The sequence below is a fragment of the Streptomyces fuscigenes genome (genome assembly GCF_021556455.1).
Classification (GTDB): domain Bacteria; phylum Actinomycetota; class Actinomycetes; order Streptomycetales; family Streptomycetaceae; genus Streptomyces; species Streptomyces fuscigenes.
On the sequence record NZ_JAKGCV010000069.1, the window covers coordinates 1 to 18,797 of the forward strand.

17 protein-coding genes are annotated in these 18,797 nt (G+C 73.2%); 4 read left to right on the forward strand and 13 right to left on the reverse strand.

Translation table 11 applies throughout. The features are described from left to right. Positions 1 to 5 precede the first annotated feature (5 nt). From L1885_RS09360 to L1885_RS09375, 4 genes are read right to left on the reverse strand one after another with little or no spacing between them, the layout of a single operon-like run. On the reverse strand, positions 6 to 1,127 hold the full coding sequence (locus tag L1885_RS09360) for an ABC transporter ATP-binding protein (RefSeq protein ID WP_235796559.1): 1,122 nt from the start codon (positions 1,125 to 1,127) through the stop codon (positions 6 to 8). Between the two features lie 8 nt (positions 1,128 to 1,135). Beyond that, the gene (locus L1885_RS09365) at positions 1,136 to 2,104 is read right to left on the reverse strand and encodes an ABC transporter permease (protein ID WP_235796560.1); all 969 of its coding nucleotides are present in this window, start codon (positions 2,102 to 2,104) and stop codon (positions 1,136 to 1,138) included. Continuing rightward, entirely contained in the window at positions 2,092 to 2,997 is a 906-nt protein-coding gene (locus tag L1885_RS09370) for an ABC transporter permease (protein ID WP_235796561.1), read from the reverse strand. Before L1885_RS09370 ends, L1885_RS09365 begins: the two co-directional genes overlap by 13 nt. Beyond that, complete coding sequence (locus tag L1885_RS09375; protein WP_235796562.1) at positions 2,997 to 4,169, reverse strand: ABC transporter substrate-binding protein; 1,173 nt, start codon at positions 4,167 to 4,169, stop codon at positions 2,997 to 2,999. The genes L1885_RS09370 and L1885_RS09375 overlap by 1 nt, the downstream gene beginning before the upstream one ends. A 335-nt stretch (positions 4,170 to 4,504) precedes the next feature. On the opposite strand from L1885_RS09375, the gene L1885_RS09380 reads away from it, so the two are divergent. Next, positions 4,505 to 5,278 carry a GntR family transcriptional regulator gene (locus L1885_RS09380; RefSeq protein WP_235796575.1) on the forward strand — a complete coding sequence of 258 codons (774 nt, stop codon included), beginning with the start codon at positions 4,505 to 4,507 and terminating at the stop codon, positions 5,276 to 5,278. A gap of 103 nt (positions 5,279 to 5,381) precedes the next feature. Here L1885_RS09380 and L1885_RS09385 read toward each other — a convergent pair whose 3' ends face one another. The 4 genes from L1885_RS09385 to dusB all read right to left on the reverse strand — a co-directional run bounded on the left by L1885_RS09385 (position 5,382) and on the right by dusB (position 9,802). After that, complete coding sequence (locus L1885_RS09385; RefSeq protein ID WP_235796563.1) at positions 5,382 to 6,356, reverse strand: SLAC1 family transporter; 975 nt, start codon at positions 6,354 to 6,356, stop codon at positions 5,382 to 5,384. 192 nt (positions 6,357 to 6,548) lie between these two features. Continuing rightward, positions 6,549 to 7,187, reverse strand: coding sequence for an HD domain-containing protein (locus L1885_RS09390; RefSeq protein WP_235796564.1), 639 nt, complete (start codon positions 7,185 to 7,187; stop codon positions 6,549 to 6,551). Positions 7,188 to 7,423: 236 nt separating this feature from the next. Further along, positions 7,424 to 8,470: an aldo/keto reductase gene (locus L1885_RS09395; RefSeq protein WP_235796565.1), complete on the reverse strand. Its 1,047-nt coding sequence runs from the start codon at positions 8,468 to 8,470 to the stop codon at positions 7,424 to 7,426. A 159-nt stretch (positions 8,471 to 8,629) separates the two neighbouring features. Then, a complete protein-coding gene (gene dusB / locus L1885_RS09400; RefSeq protein WP_235796566.1) occupies positions 8,630 to 9,802 on the reverse strand; it encodes a tRNA dihydrouridine synthase DusB in 1,173 nt (390 codons plus the stop codon). Between the two features lie 89 nt (positions 9,803 to 9,891). On the opposite strand from dusB, the gene L1885_RS09405 reads away from it, so the two are divergent. Continuing rightward, positions 9,892 to 11,379, forward strand: coding sequence for an MFS transporter (locus L1885_RS09405; RefSeq protein ID WP_235796567.1), 1,488 nt, complete (start codon positions 9,892 to 9,894; stop codon positions 11,377 to 11,379). 69 nt (positions 11,380 to 11,448) lie between these two features. Here L1885_RS09405 and L1885_RS09410 read toward each other — a convergent pair whose 3' ends face one another. Further along, positions 11,449 to 12,423, reverse strand: a complete 975-nt coding sequence (locus L1885_RS09410) for a helix-turn-helix transcriptional regulator (protein WP_235796568.1) — start codon at positions 12,421 to 12,423, stop codon at positions 11,449 to 11,451. 101 nt (positions 12,424 to 12,524) lie between these two features. On the opposite strand from L1885_RS09410, the gene L1885_RS09415 reads away from it, so the two are divergent. Beyond that, positions 12,525 to 14,045 carry an MFS transporter gene (locus tag L1885_RS09415; RefSeq protein WP_235796569.1) on the forward strand — a complete coding sequence of 507 codons (1,521 nt, stop codon included), beginning with the start codon at positions 12,525 to 12,527 and terminating at the stop codon, positions 14,043 to 14,045. A gap of 161 nt (positions 14,046 to 14,206) precedes the next feature. Here the strand turns inward: L1885_RS09415 and L1885_RS09420 are convergent, their stop codons facing one another. Together L1885_RS09420 and L1885_RS09425 are read right to left on the reverse strand one after the other, a co-directional pair. Beyond that, the gene (locus L1885_RS09420; RefSeq protein ID WP_235796570.1) at positions 14,207 to 14,500 is read right to left on the reverse strand and encodes a DUF6243 family protein; all 294 of its coding nucleotides are present in this window, start codon (positions 14,498 to 14,500) and stop codon (positions 14,207 to 14,209) included. A gap of 231 nt (positions 14,501 to 14,731) precedes the next feature. Continuing rightward, complete coding sequence (locus tag L1885_RS09425) at positions 14,732 to 16,114, reverse strand: glycine--tRNA ligase (protein WP_235796571.1); 1,383 nt, start codon at positions 16,112 to 16,114, stop codon at positions 14,732 to 14,734. Between the two features lie 150 nt (positions 16,115 to 16,264). Here L1885_RS09425 and L1885_RS09430 point away from each other — a divergent pair, with 150 nt between their 5' ends. After that, positions 16,265 to 16,684 (forward strand): Fur family transcriptional regulator, encoded by a 420-nt coding sequence (locus tag L1885_RS09430; RefSeq protein WP_235796572.1) that lies wholly within the window; start codon positions 16,265 to 16,267, stop codon positions 16,682 to 16,684. Positions 16,685 to 16,807: 123 nt separating this feature from the next. Here L1885_RS09430 and L1885_RS09435 read toward each other — a convergent pair whose 3' ends face one another. Together L1885_RS09435 and recO are read right to left on the reverse strand one after the other, a co-directional pair. Next, a complete protein-coding gene (locus tag L1885_RS09435) occupies positions 16,808 to 17,635 on the reverse strand; it encodes an isoprenyl transferase (RefSeq protein WP_235796573.1) in 828 nt (275 codons plus the stop codon). 167 nt (positions 17,636 to 17,802) lie between these two features. Further along, complete coding sequence (gene recO, locus L1885_RS09440) at positions 17,803 to 18,591, reverse strand: DNA repair protein RecO (protein ID WP_235796574.1); 789 nt, start codon at positions 18,589 to 18,591, stop codon at positions 17,803 to 17,805. Positions 18,592 to 18,797 lie beyond the last annotated feature (206 nt).

Below are 18,797 nucleotides of genomic sequence, written 5' to 3' on the forward strand. Positions count from 1 at the left end.
GCCGGTCACGCGGCCTGCCCGGACGCGGCGGGGGCGACGACCAGGACCGGGCGGTGGGCCGGGGCGACCCGGGCGCGGACGCCGGGGCCGAGCCCGCCCGCGTCCCGCGAGGGGACGTCCGCCTTGACGGTCGTGCCGTCGGGGAGGTCCAGCAGGATGCGGGTGACGGAGCCGAAGAAGGACGCCGCCACGACGGTCGCGGTGCCCTCGGGGTCCGCCTCGGCGGTGATGTTCTCGGGCCGGATCAGCACGTCGACCGCGCCCGTGCCGCCCGTGGCCGGCGCGTCGCCGTCCACCGGCAGTTCGGCGCCCGCGACCCGCACCAGGCCCGGGCCCGACAGCGTCCCGGACAGGCGGTTCATCGTGCCCACGAACTCGGCGACGAAGGCCGTCGCGGGCCGCTCGTACAGCTCCGAGGGGGGCGCGCACTGTTCCACGCGGCCCGCGTTGAGCACGGCGACCCGGTCGGCCATCGACAGGGCCTCCTCCTGGTCGTGGGTGACGAAGACGGTGGTGATGCCGAGGGAGAGCTGCAGCCGCCTGATCTCCTCGCGCAGCGAGAGGCGGACCTTCGCGTCTAGCGCGGACAGCGGCTCGTCGAGCAGCAGGACGCGCGGACGCAGTGCCAGCGCGCGGGCCAGCGCGACGCGCTGCTGCTGGCCGCCGGACATCTGGTGCGGGAAGCGGTCGCCGTGCTCGGGCAGGCCGACGAGGTCGAGGAGTTCGGCCGCGCGCTCGCGCCGCTCGGCCGCGGACACCTTCCGCACGCGCAGGCCGAAGGCCACGTTGTCGCGCGCGCTCAGGTGCGGGAAGAGGCTGTAGGACTGGAAGACCATGCCCGCGTCGCGGCGGTTGGCGGGCACGCGGGTGATGTCCTCGCCGTCCACGAGGACCTCACCCGCGTCGGGGTGCTCGAAGCCGGCGAGGACGCGCAGCGCGGTGGTCTTGCCGCAGCCCGACGGGCCGAGCAGGGCGAGGAGTTCGCCGGGGCGGGCCGTCAGGTCGAGGCCGTCCAGCGCGACGGTGGGGCCGAACGCCCGGCGCAGGCCGCGGAATTCGACGAGCGCGCCGGCCGCCGCCGGGGAGGGGCCGTCCGCCACCGCGGCGGACGAGAGGGGTGTGACCATGGAGGGGACTACTCCTTGCCGGAAGGGGCGGGCAGGGGGGCGGTGGTGCCGCGCGCGTCCGCCCGCGAGGCGGGGGCCGGGGCCGAGGCGCCGGCGTCGGCGCGTGCTCCCGCGCGCGAGAGGACGAGCAGCAGCACCCAGGCGATCAGCAGGCTCAGCAGCGAGACCGCCACGGACATCTGCGCCTCGTCGCCCGAGATCGTGACGATCCACACGGCGAACGGCTCGTAGCCGAGCAGCGCGGCGATCGTGTACTCGCCGAGCACCAGCGCGAGCGTCAGGAAGGCCGCTCCGGCCAGCGAGGAGCGCAGGTTGGGCAGGACGACCCGCCAGAGCGTGTACGCGGCCGACGCGCCGCAGTTGCGCGCGGCCTCCACGAGCGTCGTGAGGTCGACGGCGCGCAGTCCCGCGTCGAGGGAGCGGTAGACGAAGGGCAGCGCGAGCACCACGTACGCGAAGACGAGCACCAGCGGGAACGACTGGTTCTGCACGGCGAGGAACGTCTGGTAGAGCGGCGTCGTCGCGAGGTGGTCGGGGCCCCAGCGCAGGACGCTCTGCATGCCGCTGACGAGCGCGATCGGCGGGACGACCAGCGGCAGCATGCAGACGATCTCGACGAGGGGGCGCAGGCGGGGTGCGCCGAGGCGGACCGCGACCATGGCCGGGACGACGAGCAGCAGCGACACCGCGATCGTCGCGGCGGCGAGCCCCAGCGACAGCAGCAGGCTGCGGCCGAAGCCGTCGGCGGAGAGGATGCCGGTGTACGCGCCGAAGTCCACGCCGTGGCCGGGCACGTGGACCGTGAAGACGAACGACGCGAGGAGCGGCACGACGAAGTAGACGCCCGCGAGGCCGAGGACCGCGCCCCGCCAGACGCGCGGCCGCGGGCGCCGGGCCGCGGCGGGCCGGGCGGGCGGCGCGTCCTTCCCGGGGACCGCGCCGGGTGCGGTGCCCGCGGTGGGGGTCAGTGCAGCCATCGGGTGCTCCGTCGCTGGAGGGGCAGGTAGACCGCCATGACGAGTCCGGCGATCACGATCATGTCGAGGCTGAGCGCGAGCGCCACGTTCTCCTGTCCGACCTGGACGTTGCCGGAGAGGGCGTCCGCGATCTTGAGCGTGACGAGCGGCACCGAGCCGCCGACGAGCGCGGCGGCGGTGGCGTACGCGGCGAAGGCCGAGCCGAAGAGGAGCACGAAGCCGCCGAGCAGGGTGGGCGCGAGCACCGGGAGGCCCACGTGCCGCCAGAACTGGCCGGTCGTGGCGCCTGCGTTGTGCGCGGCCTCCCGCCACTGCGGGCGCAGCCCGTCGAGCGCGGGCACGGACACCAGCACCATCAGCGGCACGAGGAAGTAGAGGTAGATGACGACGAGGCCGGGGAACGAGTAGAGGTTCCAGCCGGCCGAGTCCAGGTGCGCGACCTGGGTGACGACCCCGGAGATGCCCAGGGTGGCGACGAACGCGAACGCGAGCGGGACGCCGCCGAAGTTGGCGAGGACCCCGGACGCGGTGAGCACCGACTCGCGCAGCGCGCCGCGCCGCGCCGCGACCACGGCCTGGGCGATCAGCATGCCGAGGACGCAGCCGAGCAGCGCGGTGAGCGCGGACAGTTCGACGCTGCCGGTGAGCGACGTGAGGTAGGCGCCGCCGAGCGACGTGGCGATGTTGGATCCGGTCGCGTGCGTGGTGCCGCCGTCGTCCGTGGTGAACGCGCCGTAGACGACGAAGCCGACGGGCAGGCCGAAGCAGACGGCGGCGAACGCGAGGAGCGGGAGGGTGCCGAGCCAGGAGCGCGACGCCCGCCGCCGGCGGCTGCTGCCGCCGGCGGCGCCCGGAGCGGGCGTGCCCGGTGGGGGCAGGGTGTCGGCCGGCATCAGGAGACGGCCTTGTCCCAGTTCTGGGTCAGCACGCCCTTGACCTTGTCGAGGTCGTCGGAGGCCGGGAAGGACGGCGTGCCGGAGACCTGCGGCAGCTTGGCGACGAACGTCTTGTCGGCGGAGCCGTCGGCGGTCATCGAGGGCAGCAGCACCGGGCGGGCGTAGCCCTTGAGGAACAGGTTCTGGCCGGTGGTGCTGTAGAGGAACTCCATCCACAGGCGGGCCGCGGCGGGGTGCGGGGCGTCCTTGTTGATCGCCTGCGAGTAGTACTGGGCGTACTGGCCGTCGGAGGGCACGGAGACCTTCCAGTCGACGCCCTTGGACTTGAACTCGTCCGCGTAGGAGGCGTTGAGGTAGTCCCAGTCGATGGAGATGGGCGTCTCGCCCTTCTCGACGGTGGCCGGGGTGGACTCGACGGGGATGAAGTTGCCGCTCTTCTTCAGCTTGCCGAAGTAGTCGATGCCGGGCTGGATGTCCGTGAATGAGCCCTTGTTGGCGAGGGCCGCCGCGTACACGCCGCCGAACGCGGAACCCGACTTGTTCGGGTTGCCGTTGAGGGCGACCTTGCCCTTGTACTCGGGCTTGAGCAGGTCGGCGAAGGTGGTGGGGCAGTCCTTGACGCGCTTGGCGTCGCAGCCGATGGAGATGTAGCCGCCGTAGTCGTTGTACCAGAGGCCGTTCGGGTCCTTCTGCGCCGTCGGGATCTTGTCGAAGTCCGCCACCTTGTAGGGGGCGAAGAGGCCCTGCGAGGCGCCGCTGCGGTCGAAGGGGATGCCGAGGTCGACGACGTCGGGTGCGCGGTCCTGGCCCTTGCGGGAGGTGATCGCGTTGATCTCGTCGGCGCTGGCCGCGTCGGGCGTCTCGTCCTTGACCTTGACCTTGTACTTGGCCTCGAACTCCTTGATGATCTCGCCGTAGTTGGCCCAGTCCGGCGGCAGGGCTATCGCGTTCAGCGAGCCCTCCTTCTGGGCGGCCTTGACGAGGGCGTCCATGCCGCCGAAGTCGGCGGCCGAGGTCGCGGCGGACGCCTTGACGCCGCCGGCGGAGGCGGACGTGTCGGCGGCGCTGTCCTGCTTGGCGCCGCAGGCGGTCAGAGCGGTGAGTGCGGCGGTGCTGAGTGCGACGGCGGCGGCGAGCCGGTGGCGGCCGTGCAGGGGCTTTCGGGTCACGCTGTGTCTCCCGTGAAGAGGGCGGAGGGGGGCGGCGGCGCATGTCCGGGCCGGGGGCCACTTGTTCAGACAAGCTGGGATCAGTTCGCCCGGTCGCGATGACGGGAGCGTGAACGGCGCGTGTCCGCGCGCGGGCGCGGCCCGGAAAAGGAATCCCCGCGCAAAACGGACGACCGACCGGGGAAGGACCGGGGCATCGCGCGCGTGTCGGGCCCGGGCGGGCGGCCCTCTCCTCCGGAGGCCCGGGGGCGGTTACAGTGAGGGACAGGTACGTGGCCGATACCCGTATCTGCGTACAGGAGACGGCGGGCGACCGCCAGGACCGAGGGGGACGCGTGAGCGGTTCGCGCTATGTGGAAATCGCGGACGCGCTGCGGCAGTCGATCCTCGACGGGGAGTACCAGGTGGGCGCCCTGCTGCCGTCCGAGAGCGAACTCGCAGCCCGCTGGGGCGCCTCGCGGGGCACGGTGCGCCAAGCGGTGGGCCTGCTGGCGTCCGAGGGGCTCGTGGGCTCCCGGCAGGGTGCGCGGCGCGTGGTGCTGCGCCAGGAACGGCGGCACAGCTTCGCCCAGTTGAACAGCTTCGCGCAGTGGGCCGCGGCCATGGGGTGCGAGGTGTCGAGCCGCATCCTGGAGCGCACCACGCGGCGTGCGAGCGCCGAGGAGGCGTCCCGCCTCGGTGTCGGCCCGGGCAGCGACGTGCTGTACGTGCTGCGGCTGCGCCACCTCGACGGCGAGCCCGTGCTGGTCGAGCGCACCGCCTACACGGAGTGGGTGGCGCCGGCCGTCCGCGACCTGCCGGACGACTGCGTCTCCATCATGAACACCATCGCGCAGGACGCGGGCATCGTCGCGCACTACGGAGAGCACCTGATCGACGCGGTGGCCGCGGGCAGCGAGGACGCGCGCCTGCTGGGGGTGCGCCGGGGCGGGCCGCTGCTGCGCCAGCGCTACCTCACGTACACGGCGGCGGGACGCCCCATCGAGTGGACGGACGACCGCTACCTGCCGGGCAGCGTGGCCTTCGCCGTGAGCAACTCCGCCGCGGCCTCGCCGCTGGAGCGGCACGCGGGCCCGTCGGTGGCGGCGCACCCGCTGCGCGCGTCCTGAGCCGTCGCGGGAGGAGGCGGGCGACGGCACGGGCCGGAGACCGCCCGGTGCCGCGGGCCGGCGGCGGTCTGACGGCGTGTCCGGCCGTCCGGAGGGGCGCGGGCTAGTTGGCGGCGCCGTCCGCGGCGGGCCGGGGCGGCAGGAGGTCCCGCCGTGCCAGCGCCAGGCAGGTCCGCACCGCGACCGACCCGACCAGGACGGTGATGGCGGCCAGCACGAGGCAGGTCCAGACGAGGTGCCCGGCGGGCCTGCCCAGCTCGATCCAGCGGATCGTCACCGTCGCGACGGCCGCCCAGGAGAAGGTGAAGGACCAGAAGCCGGGCACGAACGGGAGCTTCCGGTAGACCGCGATCAGCCGCAGCTGCGCCACCACCATCAGCACGCCGTAGCCCGCGAGCCCCGCGACGACGGCGTCCATGCGGTCGCCGTTGAGGCCGAACCAGGCGAGGGTCGCCACCGGCGCGGGGGCCACCTCGATCGCGACCGTGGGCAGGAGCGGGGGCGCCGGCAGGGGCCTGCCGAGCAGGCGGACCAGGATCACCGAGCCGACGATCAGCCAGCACACCGCGCCGAGGCCGAGCATGAACTCGCCCAGCCGCACCTGGTGGACCTGCGTGGCCGAGGCAGAGGCGATCAGGCCGCCCGCCACGGTGGGCAGGAAGTACCCGGGGTGCACGGTCGCCAGGTCCATCTCGCCGTAGATCCACTGGCCGGTCAGCCAGCCGCCCAGCACGACGGTCAGCCCGAGGAAGACGTCCACGAACACGGTGGCGCCGCCGGGCCAGAACAGGTTCAGGCCCTCCGCGGACAGCAGCATCGGCGTGATGACCGCCAGCGACGAGAACGGGCCGAGCACCGGGTCGCGCAGGTCCGCCAGGAAGGCGCCCCGCACGGCGAGCGCGTAGCGCGCGTACGCGGCGAGCGTCAGCAGCCAAACGAGGGCCGCCAGGGCGAGCAGGGCGCGCCCCACGTCGACCGGGATGTCCCCGGTCCGGGCGGCGGCGATCCAGCTGCCGCCGAGACCCGCCAGTCCGAAGGCCATGCCGAAGAGATTGAGCGGGATGCGTCTGGGGGCCACGGGCGGGACGTCCTTTCCTGGACCGGCGCGGGGCGCGGGCCGTCGCGGGGCGATGGCACTGGATCGTAGGACGCGCGGGCGCCGGAGCGGCGGACCCCCGGCGCCGGGCGCGCGAACGAGCCGCGGCGGCCCGGTGCGACCGGGTCGCGCGCCCGGCGGGGGCGGCCCCGGCGGCCGCCCCCGTGACGGCGCCTACTCGGGCCAGGCGGAGTTCTGGATGACGTCGACGAAGTCGATGTGCCGGAAGCCGGGCACGAAGTGCTCCAGGACGTCCGCGTTGACCGTGCCGAACGTGGTGTCGGGGCGGTCCTTGAAGCCGTCCGTGAAGGCCTGCAGGATCTGCCGCTTGAAGTCGGGCCTCGGGTGGGCCCCGGTGACGGCGGCGATGTCCGCCTCGGTCAGGTCGTCCAGGCGCATGCCGAGCACGTCGGTCTCGACGCCCGCCGTGGTGGCCGCGATCTCGGGCGCCATCTTGTAGGGCACCTCGGGGGTGGTGTGCAGCGCGATGGCCGTCCACACCGTCGCCGCGTCGGCCTCGGAGAAGCCGTGCGTGAGCAGGAACGCGCGGGCCTGGTCCGCGCTGTCGAGCTCGAAGCGCTGGTCGTCGCCGCGGTAGGGGGCGACGAGGCCGGTGTCGTGGAACAGCGCCGCCACGTAGAGGAGTTCGGGGTCGGGGCGGATGCCCAGGGTGCGCGCCTGGAGGCTGCCGAAGAGGAAGACCCGGCGCGAGTGGTGGTAGATCAGCGGGGTGGTGGTCTCCCTGATGAGGTCGGTCGCGTCCTTCGCGAGGGTGCTGTCGGGGATCGCCACGTCGGCGATGGTCTCGGTCATGGTGCCTCTTCGGCTCGTCGGGTCGATGTGTCTCCACGATCCGCCCGGGGGCCCCTCCGTTTCCGCTACCGGACGGCCAACAGGCCCTCACTTGCGGACACGGGCCGTGCCGGCGCGGGGCCGCGACACCGGCGCACGGTCGCCGCGATTCCCCCGCCCGGCGGGTCCCGCACCGTGCCTCGGGGCCGGGTCGGCCGCCCCCCGGCGGCTCCCCGGCCCCAGCCCCCGCCCCGGCGTCAGCGGGCCGGCCCGTGCAGCGCCTCGTCGGCGGCGCCGAAGCGCTCGGCGGCGTTCCCTGCCTGGTGCCAGTGCGGGTAGATGAGGGCGGGTGCGGAGACCTTGTCGAGCCGGTCGACGTCCTCGGCCGTCAGCGTCACCTCGGCGGCCCCCAGGTTGTCCGCCAGCTGCTCGTCCTTGCGCGCGCCGATCACCAGCGAGGTGACGGACGGCTTCGCGAGGAGGTACGCGAGGGAGAGCTGCGCGGGCGAGACGCCGTGGGCGGACGCGATGTCGACGACCGTCTCGATGGTGTCGTACAGCTTCTCCTCGTCGCGCACGGGCGGCTCGCTCCACTCGGTGAGGTGGCGGCTCTCGCTCACCTGCTGCCCGCGCCGGTACTTGCCGGACAGCAGCCCGCCCGCGAGCGGGCTCCACACCATGACGCCGAGGCCCTGGTCCAGCGAGAGCGGCACCAGTTCGTACTCGGCGTCGCGCGACTCCAGCGAGTAGTAGATCTGGTTGCTGACGAAGCGCTGGTAGCCGTGCGCGTCCGCGACCGAGAGCGCCTTCATGAGCTGCCAGCCGGAGTAGTTCGACACGCCGAGATAGCGCACCTTGCCCGAGCGCACGAGGGTGTCGAGCGTCTCCAGGGTCTCCTCGAGCGGGGTCTGACCGTCCCACTCGTGCACGTGGTAGATGTCGATGTGGTCGGTGTTCAGCCGCCGCAGGCTGTTGTGCAGCTGATCCAGGATGTGCTGGCGGGACAGGCCCTGCTCGTTGGGCCCCTCCCCCATCTTCATGCGCACCTTGTCGGAGATCAGCACCTGGTCGCGCTTGCCGGCCAGGGCCTCGCCGAGGATGTCCTCGGCCACGCCGTACGAGTACATGTTGGCGGTGTCGATCACGTTGACGCCCGCGTCGAGGCACATGCCGATCTGGCGTTTCGCGCCCTCCACGCCGATGTTGCCGAGGGCGCCGAACTGCGCCTTGCCGCCGTACGTCATGGTGCCCAGCGAGAGCACGGAGATGCGAAGGCCCGACCGTCCGAGCTGCCTGTACTGCATCGTGGTCCCTCTCGGTCGCGGAAGGCCGGTGTTCTCCGGCGTACCGGACGACTACCACGCGAGGAGGCTTCGAATCGGCGGTCCGGGGCCCGGCCGGGCCCGCCGGGCACTCGCTCGCCGCGGCCCGGGGGGCCGCGGAGCCCGAGGGACCGGGGCCGCTCAGCCGCCGGAGGTGTCGAGCTCCGCGCCCGCGTCCACACCGGCGCAGTCGTAGGGGTCCTTCAGCCAGCCATCGGGGAGGACGACACGGTTGTTGCCGGACGTCCGGCCGCGCGGGCCGTCGGCGCCGACGGGCCAGGACTGGTCCAGGTCGAGGCCCGCCAGCAGCTCGTCGAGCTGCGCGAGCGACGAGGTGACCGCGAGCTTGCGGCGCAGCTCCGAGCCGACCGCGAAGCCCTTCAGGTACCAGGCGACGTGCTTGCGGAAGTCGACCACGCCGCGACCCTCGTCGCCGAGCCACTCCCCGAGCAGCTGCGCGTGGCGGTGCATGACGGCCGCGACCTGGCGCAGATCGGGCCGCATCGGTGCGCCCGTGCCCTCGAACGCGGCGACCAGGTCGGCGAACAGCCACGGCCGCCCGAGGCAGCCCCGGCCGACGACGACGCCGTCGCAGCCCGTCTCACGCACCATGCGCAGGGCGTCCTCCGCCGACCAGATGTCGCCGTTGCCGAGGACGGGGATCTCCGGGACGTGCTCCTTGAGGCGTGCGATCGCGTCCCAGTCCGCGGTGCCGCCGTAGTGCTGGGCCGCCGTCCTGCCGTGCAGGGCGATGGCGGTGATGCCCTCGTCGACGGCGATGCGGCCGGCGTCCAGGCTGGTGAGGTGGTCGGCGTCGATGCCCTTGCGCATCTTCATCGTCACCGGCAGCGCGCCCGCGTTGGACACGGCCTCGTGCAGGATGGCGCGCAGCAGCGGCCGCTTGTACGGGAGGGCCGAGCCGCCGCCCTTGCGCGTGACCTTGGGCACCGGGCAGCCGAAGTTGAGGTCGATGTGGTCGGCGAGGTCCTCGTCGACGATCATCCGCACCGCCTTGCCGACGGTGGCCGGGTCGACGCCGTACAGCTGGATCGAGCGGGGCGTCTCGTCGGCGCCGAACCGGATCAGCTGCATGGTCTTCTCGTTGCGCTCGACCAGGGCGCGTGTGGTGATCATCTCACTGACGAACAGGCCCTTGCCGCCCGCGAACTCCCGGCACAGCGTGCGGAAGGGCGCGTTGGTGATCCCGGCCATCGGCGCCAGGACCACCGGAGGCCTTACGGCATACGGCCCGACGGACAGCTGTGCGGCCGCCTGCTCGGCGGGCCGGATGGCGGTGAGGGTCTCGGTGGTCATGCGCCCATTGTCGCGTATCGCGCCGGGTGCTCCTCCGCCGACCGGGTGCCCTGTACAAGAAGGTCATTAGTTTTGCGTACTATCGATGTATGCCCGAGCTCAGCCACCGCCGGCGGATGCTGGTGCTGGCGATCTGCTGCATGAGCCTGCTGATCGTCAGCCTCGACAACACCGTCCTCAACGTCGCCCTCCCCTCGATGCAACGGGAGCTGCACGCCAGCGTCTCCGGCCTGCAGTGGACGATCGACGCCTACACCCTCGTGCTCGCGTCGCTGCTGATGCTCGCGGGCTCCACCGCCGACCGCGTCGGCCGCCGCCGCGTCTTCACGACCGGCCTGGTGGTCTTCACGCTCGGCTCGGTGCTGTGCTCGGTGGCTCCGAACCTGGAGATGCTGGTCGTCTTCCGCATGGTCCAGGCGGTCGGCGGCTCGATGCTCAACCCGGTCGCGATGTCGATCATCACGAACACGTTCACCGACCCCCGTGAGCGGGCCCGCGCCATCGGCGTGTGGGGCGGCGTGGTCGGCCTGTCGATGGCGGCGGGGCCGCTCATCGGCGGGTTGCTCGTGGACTCCGTCGGCTGGCGCTCGATCTTCTGGATCAACCTGCCGATCGGGCTGGCCGCACTCTGGCTGACCTGGAAGTTCGTGCCGGAGTCCCGGGCGGCGAAGGCCCGCAGGCCCGACCCGGTCGGCCAGCTCCTCGTCATCGGCGTCCTGGCCGGCGTGACGTCGACCATCATCGAGGTCCCCTCGCTCGGCTGGACCTCGCCCCTGATCCTGGCGCTGATCGCGCTGGCCGTCGGCTGCCTCCTCGCGCTGCTGCGCTACGAACCCCGGCGCCCGGAGCCCCTGATCGACCTGCGCTTCTTCCGCAGCGCGCCGTTCAGCGGTGCCACGGTGATCGCCGTGTGCGCGTTCGCGGCGCTCGGCGGCTTCCTCTTCGTGAACACGCTCTACCTCCAGGAGGCGCGCGACCTGAGCGCCCTGCACGCCGGGCTCTACCTGCTGCCGATGGCCGCCATGACGGGCATCTGCGCGCCGCTGTCCGGCCGCGTCGTCGGCAGCCGGGGGCCGCGGCCCTCGCTGATCGTCGCGGGCATCGGGATGACGGCGAGCGGGCTGCTGTTCGCGGTCTTCGACGCCGAGGCCCACACCGCGCTGCTGTTCACCGGGTACGTCGTCTTCGGCTTCGGATTCGGCTGGGTCAACGCGCCGATCACCAACACCGCGGTCTCCGGCATGCCGCGCTCCCAGGCGGGTGTCGCCGCTGCCGTCGCCTCGACCAGCCGCCAGATCGGCTCGACGCTGGGCGTGGCGGTGCTCGGCGCGGTGCTCGCGGGCGGGGTGGCTGCCTCCTCGGGCAGCGGCAGGGCGTCGGCGTCGTACGTGCACGCCTTCACGGACGCGGCCCGGCCCGCCTGGTGGGTCCTGACGGCCTGCGGCTTCGCCGTTCTGGTGCTCGGCATCCTCACCAGCGGCACATGGGCGCGGGGCAGCGCCCAGCGCGCGGCCGCCCGCCTGGAGCAGGACCAGCCGCTCGTGGCGGCGGCCCGGGGCTCCTCCCGGGCCGCCTGACCCCGGAGGGCCGCCGGACCGTCCGGCCCCGCCCCGGGCGTCCCTCCCGCACCACCGCGTACGCCCGGCTCACACGTCGGCGTACGCCCGGACTCCTCGGGGTTCCCGCGTCACCGGTGCGCCCGGCCGCTGCCGGGCGGCACGCAGCTCCCGGGCGTGGGCGTCCAGCCGGACCAGCCGCTCACGGGTCTCCTCGTCCGCCGGCGAGTAGCCGATCAGCGCGGGTCCCGTCTTCGGGCCCAGCCACAGCGGCGTCTGCTCCAGCCGCAGCCGCCCGACGACGGCGTTGTCGAAGGCCTTGCCGTGCCCGGTGTGCACCTCGACCTCGTGCCGGTCCCAGACCTCGCAGAACCGGCGGGAGGCGGTGCACAGCCGCGCCAGCAGGGCCTTCCACGCCGGGTCGCCCAGGTGCTCCGCCATCGAGGCCCGGAACTTCGCGGCCATGGCCCGCTCGACCTTCTCCCGGTCCACCAGCGACGCGCGCCACGCCTCGTCGGTGAACGCCAGCCACAGGCAGTTGCGGTCCTCCGGCGCCAGCTCGTCGAGGTCGCGCAGCAGCACCCCGTACGTGCTGTTGTACGCGAGGATGTCGTACCTGCTGTTCTGCACGGCGGCCGGGAACGGCTCCAGCTGCTCCAGCATGCGCGAGATCGCCGGCGTCACCTGGGCGCACGGTGTCGTCGGGTCCGGGTCCACGCCGCCGCCCAGCGCGAACAGGTGCGCCCGCTCCACGGGGTCGAGCAGCAGCGCCCGGGCCAGGGCGTCCAGCACCTGCGGGGACACCTGGATGTCGCGCGCCTGCTCCAGCCACGTGTACCAGGTGACGCCGACCGCGGAGAGCGCGGCGACCTCCTCGCGCCGCAGCCCCGGGGTGCGGCGGCGCACGCCGCGCGCCATCCCGACCTGCTCGGGCGTGATGCGTTCGCGGCGGCTGCGCAGGAACTCGGCGAGCTCACGGCGCCGCACGTCGGGCGAGGGGTGGCCGCCGCCCCGCGCGACGTGCGCGGGGGCAGCCGGTGTCCGGTCGATCGGAGAGATGGCCATCGCACCAGTGTCCACCCCGGCCGAACCTGTTACCAGGTGCTCCTTGTACCAGGACAAGGACACTCTGGTACCCGGCTGCGCGGTCGGCGATCGTCGGTGCCATGACCAAGGCATCCATCTCCACCGCCGCCGGGGCGGCGGGTCCCGCGACCACTGCCGACGCGGCCGGGAGGACGGCCGCGAACGCCGGCGGAAGGCCCGGCGACAACGGGGCGGCCATCCATCACCACGGCCGTCCCGTCCTCGGGCCGCTCGGCCTCTTCACCGTGCTGCTCGGCGCGGCCCTCCCCCTCGTCGACTTCTTCATCGTCAACGTCGCCCTGCCCACCATCGAGCGCGACCTCGACGCCGGCGCGGCCCTGCTGGAGCTGGTGGTCGCCGGCTACGGGCTCAGCTACGCGGTGCTGCTCGTGCTCGGCGGCCGGCTCGGCGACATGTTCGGCCGCCGCAGGCTGTTCATCGCGGGCATGGCGGCCTTCGGGCTCACGTCCCTCGCCTGCGGCCTCGCGCCCGACGCGTGGACGCTCGTCGCGGCGCGGGTCGCGCAGGGCGCGGCGTCGGCGCTGATGCTCCCGCAGGTCCTCGCCACCATCCACTCCTCGACCACGGGCCACCGCCGCGCCCGCGCACTGTCCATGTACGGGGCGACGGCGGGCCTCTCGATGGTCGCCGGGCAGATACTCGGCGGCGTGCTGGTCGCCGCGGACATCGGCGGCTCCGGCTGGCGGGCGATCTTCCTGGTGAACGTGCCGGTGGCGGTCGTCGGCCTGTTCCTCGCCGTGCGCTCGGTGCCGGAGACCCGCTCGCAGGCGCCCGCGCCGATCGACGCGCCCGGCACGGTCCTGCTCGCCGCCGCGCTCGTGTCGCTGCTCGCGCCGCTCACCGAGGGCCGGGCCGCGGGGTGGCCGCTGTGGACATGGGTGTCGCTCGCCGCGTTCCCGTTCCTCGCGGCGGGGCTGTACGCGGTGGAGCGGCGCGCCGAGGGCGCGGGGCGCACACCGCTGGTGCCGCCGAGCCTGTTCCACCAGGTGTCGCTGCGCCGGGGGCTCGTGCTGGTCCTGCCGTTCTCCATCGGCTTCGGCGGCTTCATGTTCGTCTTCGCCGTCGCGCTCCAGCAGGGCCTCGGCATGGGGGCGGTGGCGGCCGGGGTGGCCCTCGTGCCGCTGGCGGTGACGTTCTTCGCGGCGTCGCTCGCCGGCCCCCGGCTCGTCCGCCGCCACGGCTCCCTGGTCGTGCCGGCGGGCGCCGTCCTCCAGGCGCTCGGCCTCGTGCTCATGGCGTACGCCGTGTGGCGCCACTGGCCCTCGGTCGGCACGCTCGCGCTGCTGCCGGGCACCGCGCTCGCCGGGGCCGGGCAGGGGCTCCAGCTGCCGGTGCTGTTCCGGATCGTGCTCTCCGACGTGCCCGCGGAGCGGGCCGGCGTGGGCAGCGGGGTGATGGTCACCACGCAGCAGTCGGCGCTGGCCCTCGGCGTCGCCACGCTCGGCTCGCTGTTCCTGACGCTCTCCGGGACGGGAACCGCGCACATGGGCCATGCGCTGGTCGTCACGCTGCTGACGCAGCTGGGGCTGGTGCTGCTGACGGCGGTGCTCGCGCTGCGCCTGCCGCGCCGGATCTCCTGAGCTCGGCCGGGTGCCGCGGCCCGGCCGGTGCCGCCGCGCGGGGACTGCCCCGGAGCGGGCGGGTGTCGGGAGTGCGCACGCCGCGGCCCCGATACGGGTGAGGGCCGGGAGCGCGTACGCCACCGGCCCTCACCCGCGCGACCCTGGCGGGCCGCCGCGGCTCAGCTCCCGCTGCCGCCGGGCCCCTGCTCCCCGGCGGCGGACGCCCCGCCCCGCGGCGAGGCGGTGTCCGGCTCGTCGCGCCCGGCGCCCTCCGGAGCGGACGCCTGCCCGGCGCCCTGCGGAGCGGACGCCTGCCCGCCGGCGCGCTCACGCATCCTGCGCACCAGGTCCTGCTTCTGCTCGGCGGCGGACCTGCGGTCCTCGCTGCCGGGTGCTGCTCCCTGTCCCTGCGAACGGGGCAGCTTCCTGCGCTGCCCGCCCACGCCGAGCAGGTTGTTGCGGCTCTTGGCCACGGGTGTCTCCCGAAGTGATGGGGAAGTGGTCCGACGATCGGGTGTGCGGCACGCGGCCGCGCACCCTCACTCGTAGTGCTGGAAGAACATTCCCGAGATGCGCATTCCGCGAAGCTAGCAGCCCGGCCGCCGTGAACGGCACCGGTTTTCCTCCGCGGGGCGTGGCCCTGCGCGCGGAAGGGCCCGCCCCCACGAGGGAGCGGGCCCTTCCGGTGCGCCGTGGGGCCGGGTTCAGCAGCCGAGGAGGCGCGAGCCCAGGTACGCCTGGATCTGGTCGAGGGAGACCCGCTCCTGCGCCATCGTGTCGCGCTCGCGCACGGTGACTGCGTTGTCGTCCAGCGTGTCGAAGTCGACCGTCACGCAGAACGGCGTGCCGATCTCGTCCTGGCGGCGGTAGCGGCGGCCGATGGCGCCCGCGTCGTCGAACTCGATGTTCCAGTTGCGCCGCAGGTCCGCCGCCAGGCCCTTGGCCTTCGGCGAGAGCTGCGGGTTGCGCGAAAGCGGCAGGACGGCGACCTTCACCGGCGCGAGGCGCGGGTCGAGGCGCATCACGGTGCGCTTCTCCATGACGCCCTTCGCGTTCGGCGCCTCGTCCTCGTTGAACGCGTCGAGCATGAAGGCGAGCATGCCGCGGCCGACACCGGCGGCGGGCTCGATCACGAACGGCGTCCAGCGCTCGCCGGCCTCCTGGTCGTAGTACGACAGGTCGTGGCCGGATGCCTTCGCGTGGGCGTTCAGGTCGTAGTCCGTGCGGTTCGCCACGCCCTCCAGCTCACCCCACTCGCTGCCGCCGAACTGGAAGCGGTACTCGATGTCCGCCGTGCGCTTCGAGTAGTGGGAGAGCTTCTCCTTCGGGTGCTCGAACCAGCGCATGTTCTCCGCGCGCATGCCGAGGTCCGTGTACCAGTTCCAGCGCTGCTCGAGCCAGTACTCGTGCCACTTCTCGTCCTCGCCGGGCTTGACGAAGAACTCCATCTCCATCTGCTCGAACTCGCGGGTGCGGAAGATGAAGTTGCCGGGCGTGATCTCGTTGCGGAAGGACTTGCCGATCTGCGCGATGCCGAACGGCGGCTTCTTGCGGGAGGTCTGCTGGACCTGCGCGAAGTTGGTGAAGATGCCCTGCGCCGTCTCGGGGCGCAGGTAGGCCACCGAACCGGAGTCCTGCGTCGGGCCGAGGTGCGTGGTCAGCAGGCCGGAGAACTGCTTCGGCTCGGTGAAGGTGCCCTTGTTGCCGCAGTTGGGGCAGTTGATGTCGGCGAGGCCGTTCGCCGGCGCCTTGCCGTGCTTCTCCTCGTACGCCTCTTCAAGGTGGTCGGCGCGGTAGCGCTTGTGACAGTACGTGCACTCGGTGAGCGGGTCGGTGAAGGTCTCGACATGCCCGGACGCCTGCCACACCTCGGTGGCGAGGATCACCGAGGAGTCCAGACCGACGACGTCCTCGCGCGAGGTGACCATGGAGCGCCACCACTGGCGCTTGATGTTCTCCTTCAGCTCGACCCCGAGCGGCCCGTAGTCCCAGGCGGCGCGCTGACCACCGTAGATCTCGCTGGACGGGTAGACGAAGCCACGGCGCTTGCTCAGGTTGACGATGCTGTCGATCTTGTCGGCGGCCACGGTGCTCTCTTCATTACGATGACGGCGAACGGCGAATACCTCAGATTAGCGGCGGCCGCACCCCCCGGATCAAATCGGCGGCGGCTGGCAGAATGGACGTAGCCGTGAGCCAGGTACCACGGCGTGCCCGATGGAGCCGAGGAGGCATCTGTGACGACCGCGCACAGTGACGGACCCCCCGTACGCGGCAGGTCCACCCGCCAGCGTGCGGCGGTCGCGTCCGCGCTGGACGAGGTCGAGGAGTTCCGCAGTGCGCAGGAGCTGCACGACATGCTCAAGCACCGGGGCGACTCCGTCGGACTCACCACCGTCTACCGTACGCTCCAGTCCCTCGCGGACGCGGGCGAGGTCGATGTGCTGCGCACCACGGAGGGCGAGTCCGTGTACCGGCGGTGCACGAGCGAGTCGCACCACCACCACCTGGTGTGCCGGGTGTGCGGCGCGGCCGTGGAGGTGGAGGGCCCCGCGGTCGAGCAGTGGGCGGACGCGGTCGCGGCGCAGCACGGCTACGTGGGCGTGGCCCACACCCTGGAGATCTTCGGTACGTGCGCGGACTGCGCGGGCAGGTAGCCGCGCGGGGCCTCGGCGGGACGGTCCGCGGGACTCGTCCGCGGGACCGTCCGCGGGGGCTGCCCCGGGCCGGGCCGTGCCGCGCCGGTGACCGCCCGCACTGAGCGGTCACCCCGCGTCGCCTCAGCCGGCCTGCGAGCCTTCCGGCTGCCCGTCCTGGTTGGGCAGGGCTCCGCCGAAGCGGCGGTCGCGCTGCGCGTACTCCAGGCACGCGCGCCACAGGTCGCGCCGGTCGAAGTCCGGCCACAGCACGTCCTGGAACACCATCTCCGCGTAACTGCTCTGCCAGATCAGGTAGTTGGAGGTGCGCTGCTCGCCGCTCGGGCGCAGGAACAGGTCCACGTCCGGCATGTCCGGGTAGTACATGTACTTCGCGAAGGTCTTCTCGTTGACCTTCGACGGGTCGAGCCGCCCGGCCTTCACGTCCTCCGCGATGGCGCGGGCCGCGTCCGCGATCTCGGCCCGGCCGCCGTAGTTGACGCAGAAGTACAGGGTCATCGCGTCGTTGCCGACGGTCTGCTCCTGCGCGACCTGGAGCTCCTGGACGACCGACTTCCACATCTTCGGCATGCGGCCGACCCAGCGGATGCGGATGCCCAGCTCGTCCATCTCGTCGCGGCGGCGGCGGATGACGTCGCGGTTGAAGTTCATCAGGAACCGCACCTCGTCCGGCGTGCGCTTCCAGTTCTCGGTCGAGAAGGCGTACAGCGACAGGTTCTTCACACCCATCTCGATGCACCCCTTGAGGACGTCCATCACGACGCCCTCGCCGACCTTGTGGCCCTCGGTGCGCGGCAGCCCGCGCTCCTTGGCCCAGCGGCCGTTGCCGTCCATCACGACCGCGACGTGCTTCGGCACCAGTTCGCCGGGAATCTTCGGCGGTGTGGCACCTGACGGGTGCGGCTCCGGCGTCTTGTACTCGCGGCGGGAACGCCCGATGAGTCGTGCCATGCCCCGTGCTCTCCTGACTGCCCGACGTCGATTCGGCTCCCGGGTCCGCTCGGCCTGAGATGCCGTCGCGCGAGGCCACCGCCACGCGCGCGCCCGGGGCTGCGGTCAGGGTATTCCGCCCGGCGCCCGCCGGGCCACCCGGGTCGCGGCGGAGCGGGACCCGTCGCCTACGCGAGGCCGGGGGCGCCGCGGGCGGCCCTGCTGCCGTTGCCGGTGTCGACGTACTTGAGCGAGCGCAGGCCGCGCTCCAGGTGCCAGTGGAGGTACGCGGACACCAGGCCGCTGCCCTCGCGCGCGTGGCGCGGCTCGGCGGCGTCCGCCGTGGCCCAGTCGCCCGTCAGCAGCGCGCCGAGCAGCGCGACCGCCTCGCCGGAGGGGACGACGCTGCCGGGGACCCGGCAGTCGCCGCAGACGATGCCGCCCGCCGCGACGGAGAAGAAGCGGTTCGGGCCGTCGAGGCCGCAGCGGGCGCAGTTGTCGAAGCTCGGCGCGTAGCCGTTGACGGCGAGCGAGCGCAGCAGGAACGCGTCCAGGATCAGGTGCGGGGCGTGCTCGCCGCGCGACAGCGTCCGCAGGCCGCCGATCAGCAGCAGGTACTGCTGGACCGCGGGTTCGCCCTCGTGGTCGGTGAAGCGCTCGGCGGTCTCCAGCATCGCGGTGCCCGCCGTGTAGCGGGTGTAGTCGGTGACGATGCCGCTGCCGTAGGGCGCGATGGTCTCGCTCTGCGTGCACAGGGGCAGGCCGCGGCCGACCAGTTCGCTGCCGCGCGCGAAGAACTGCACGTCGACGTGGGAGAAGGGTTCGAGCCGCGCCCCGAACTTCGACTTCGTGCGCCGCACGCCGCGCGCGACGGCGCGGACGCGCCCGTGGCCGCGGGTCAGGAGCGTGATGATGCGGTCGGCCTCACCGAGCTTCTGGGTCCGCAGCACGACACCGTCGTCCCGGAACAGACTCATGGCATCCATTGTCCCGTACGTGCGGGGCGCCCCGACGCCCGCGTCCGTACCGGACGTGTCCTCGCTCGGCCCGGGCGGGTGTGCGGCCGGCCGGGCGGGTGTGCGGGCGGGTGTGCGGGCCCCTCGGCCGCGGCCGTACGGGACCGGGCGCGCCTCGCGCCCCTCGTGCGGGACCGCGCCGCCCACCCCGGGGCGCGGGGCTCACG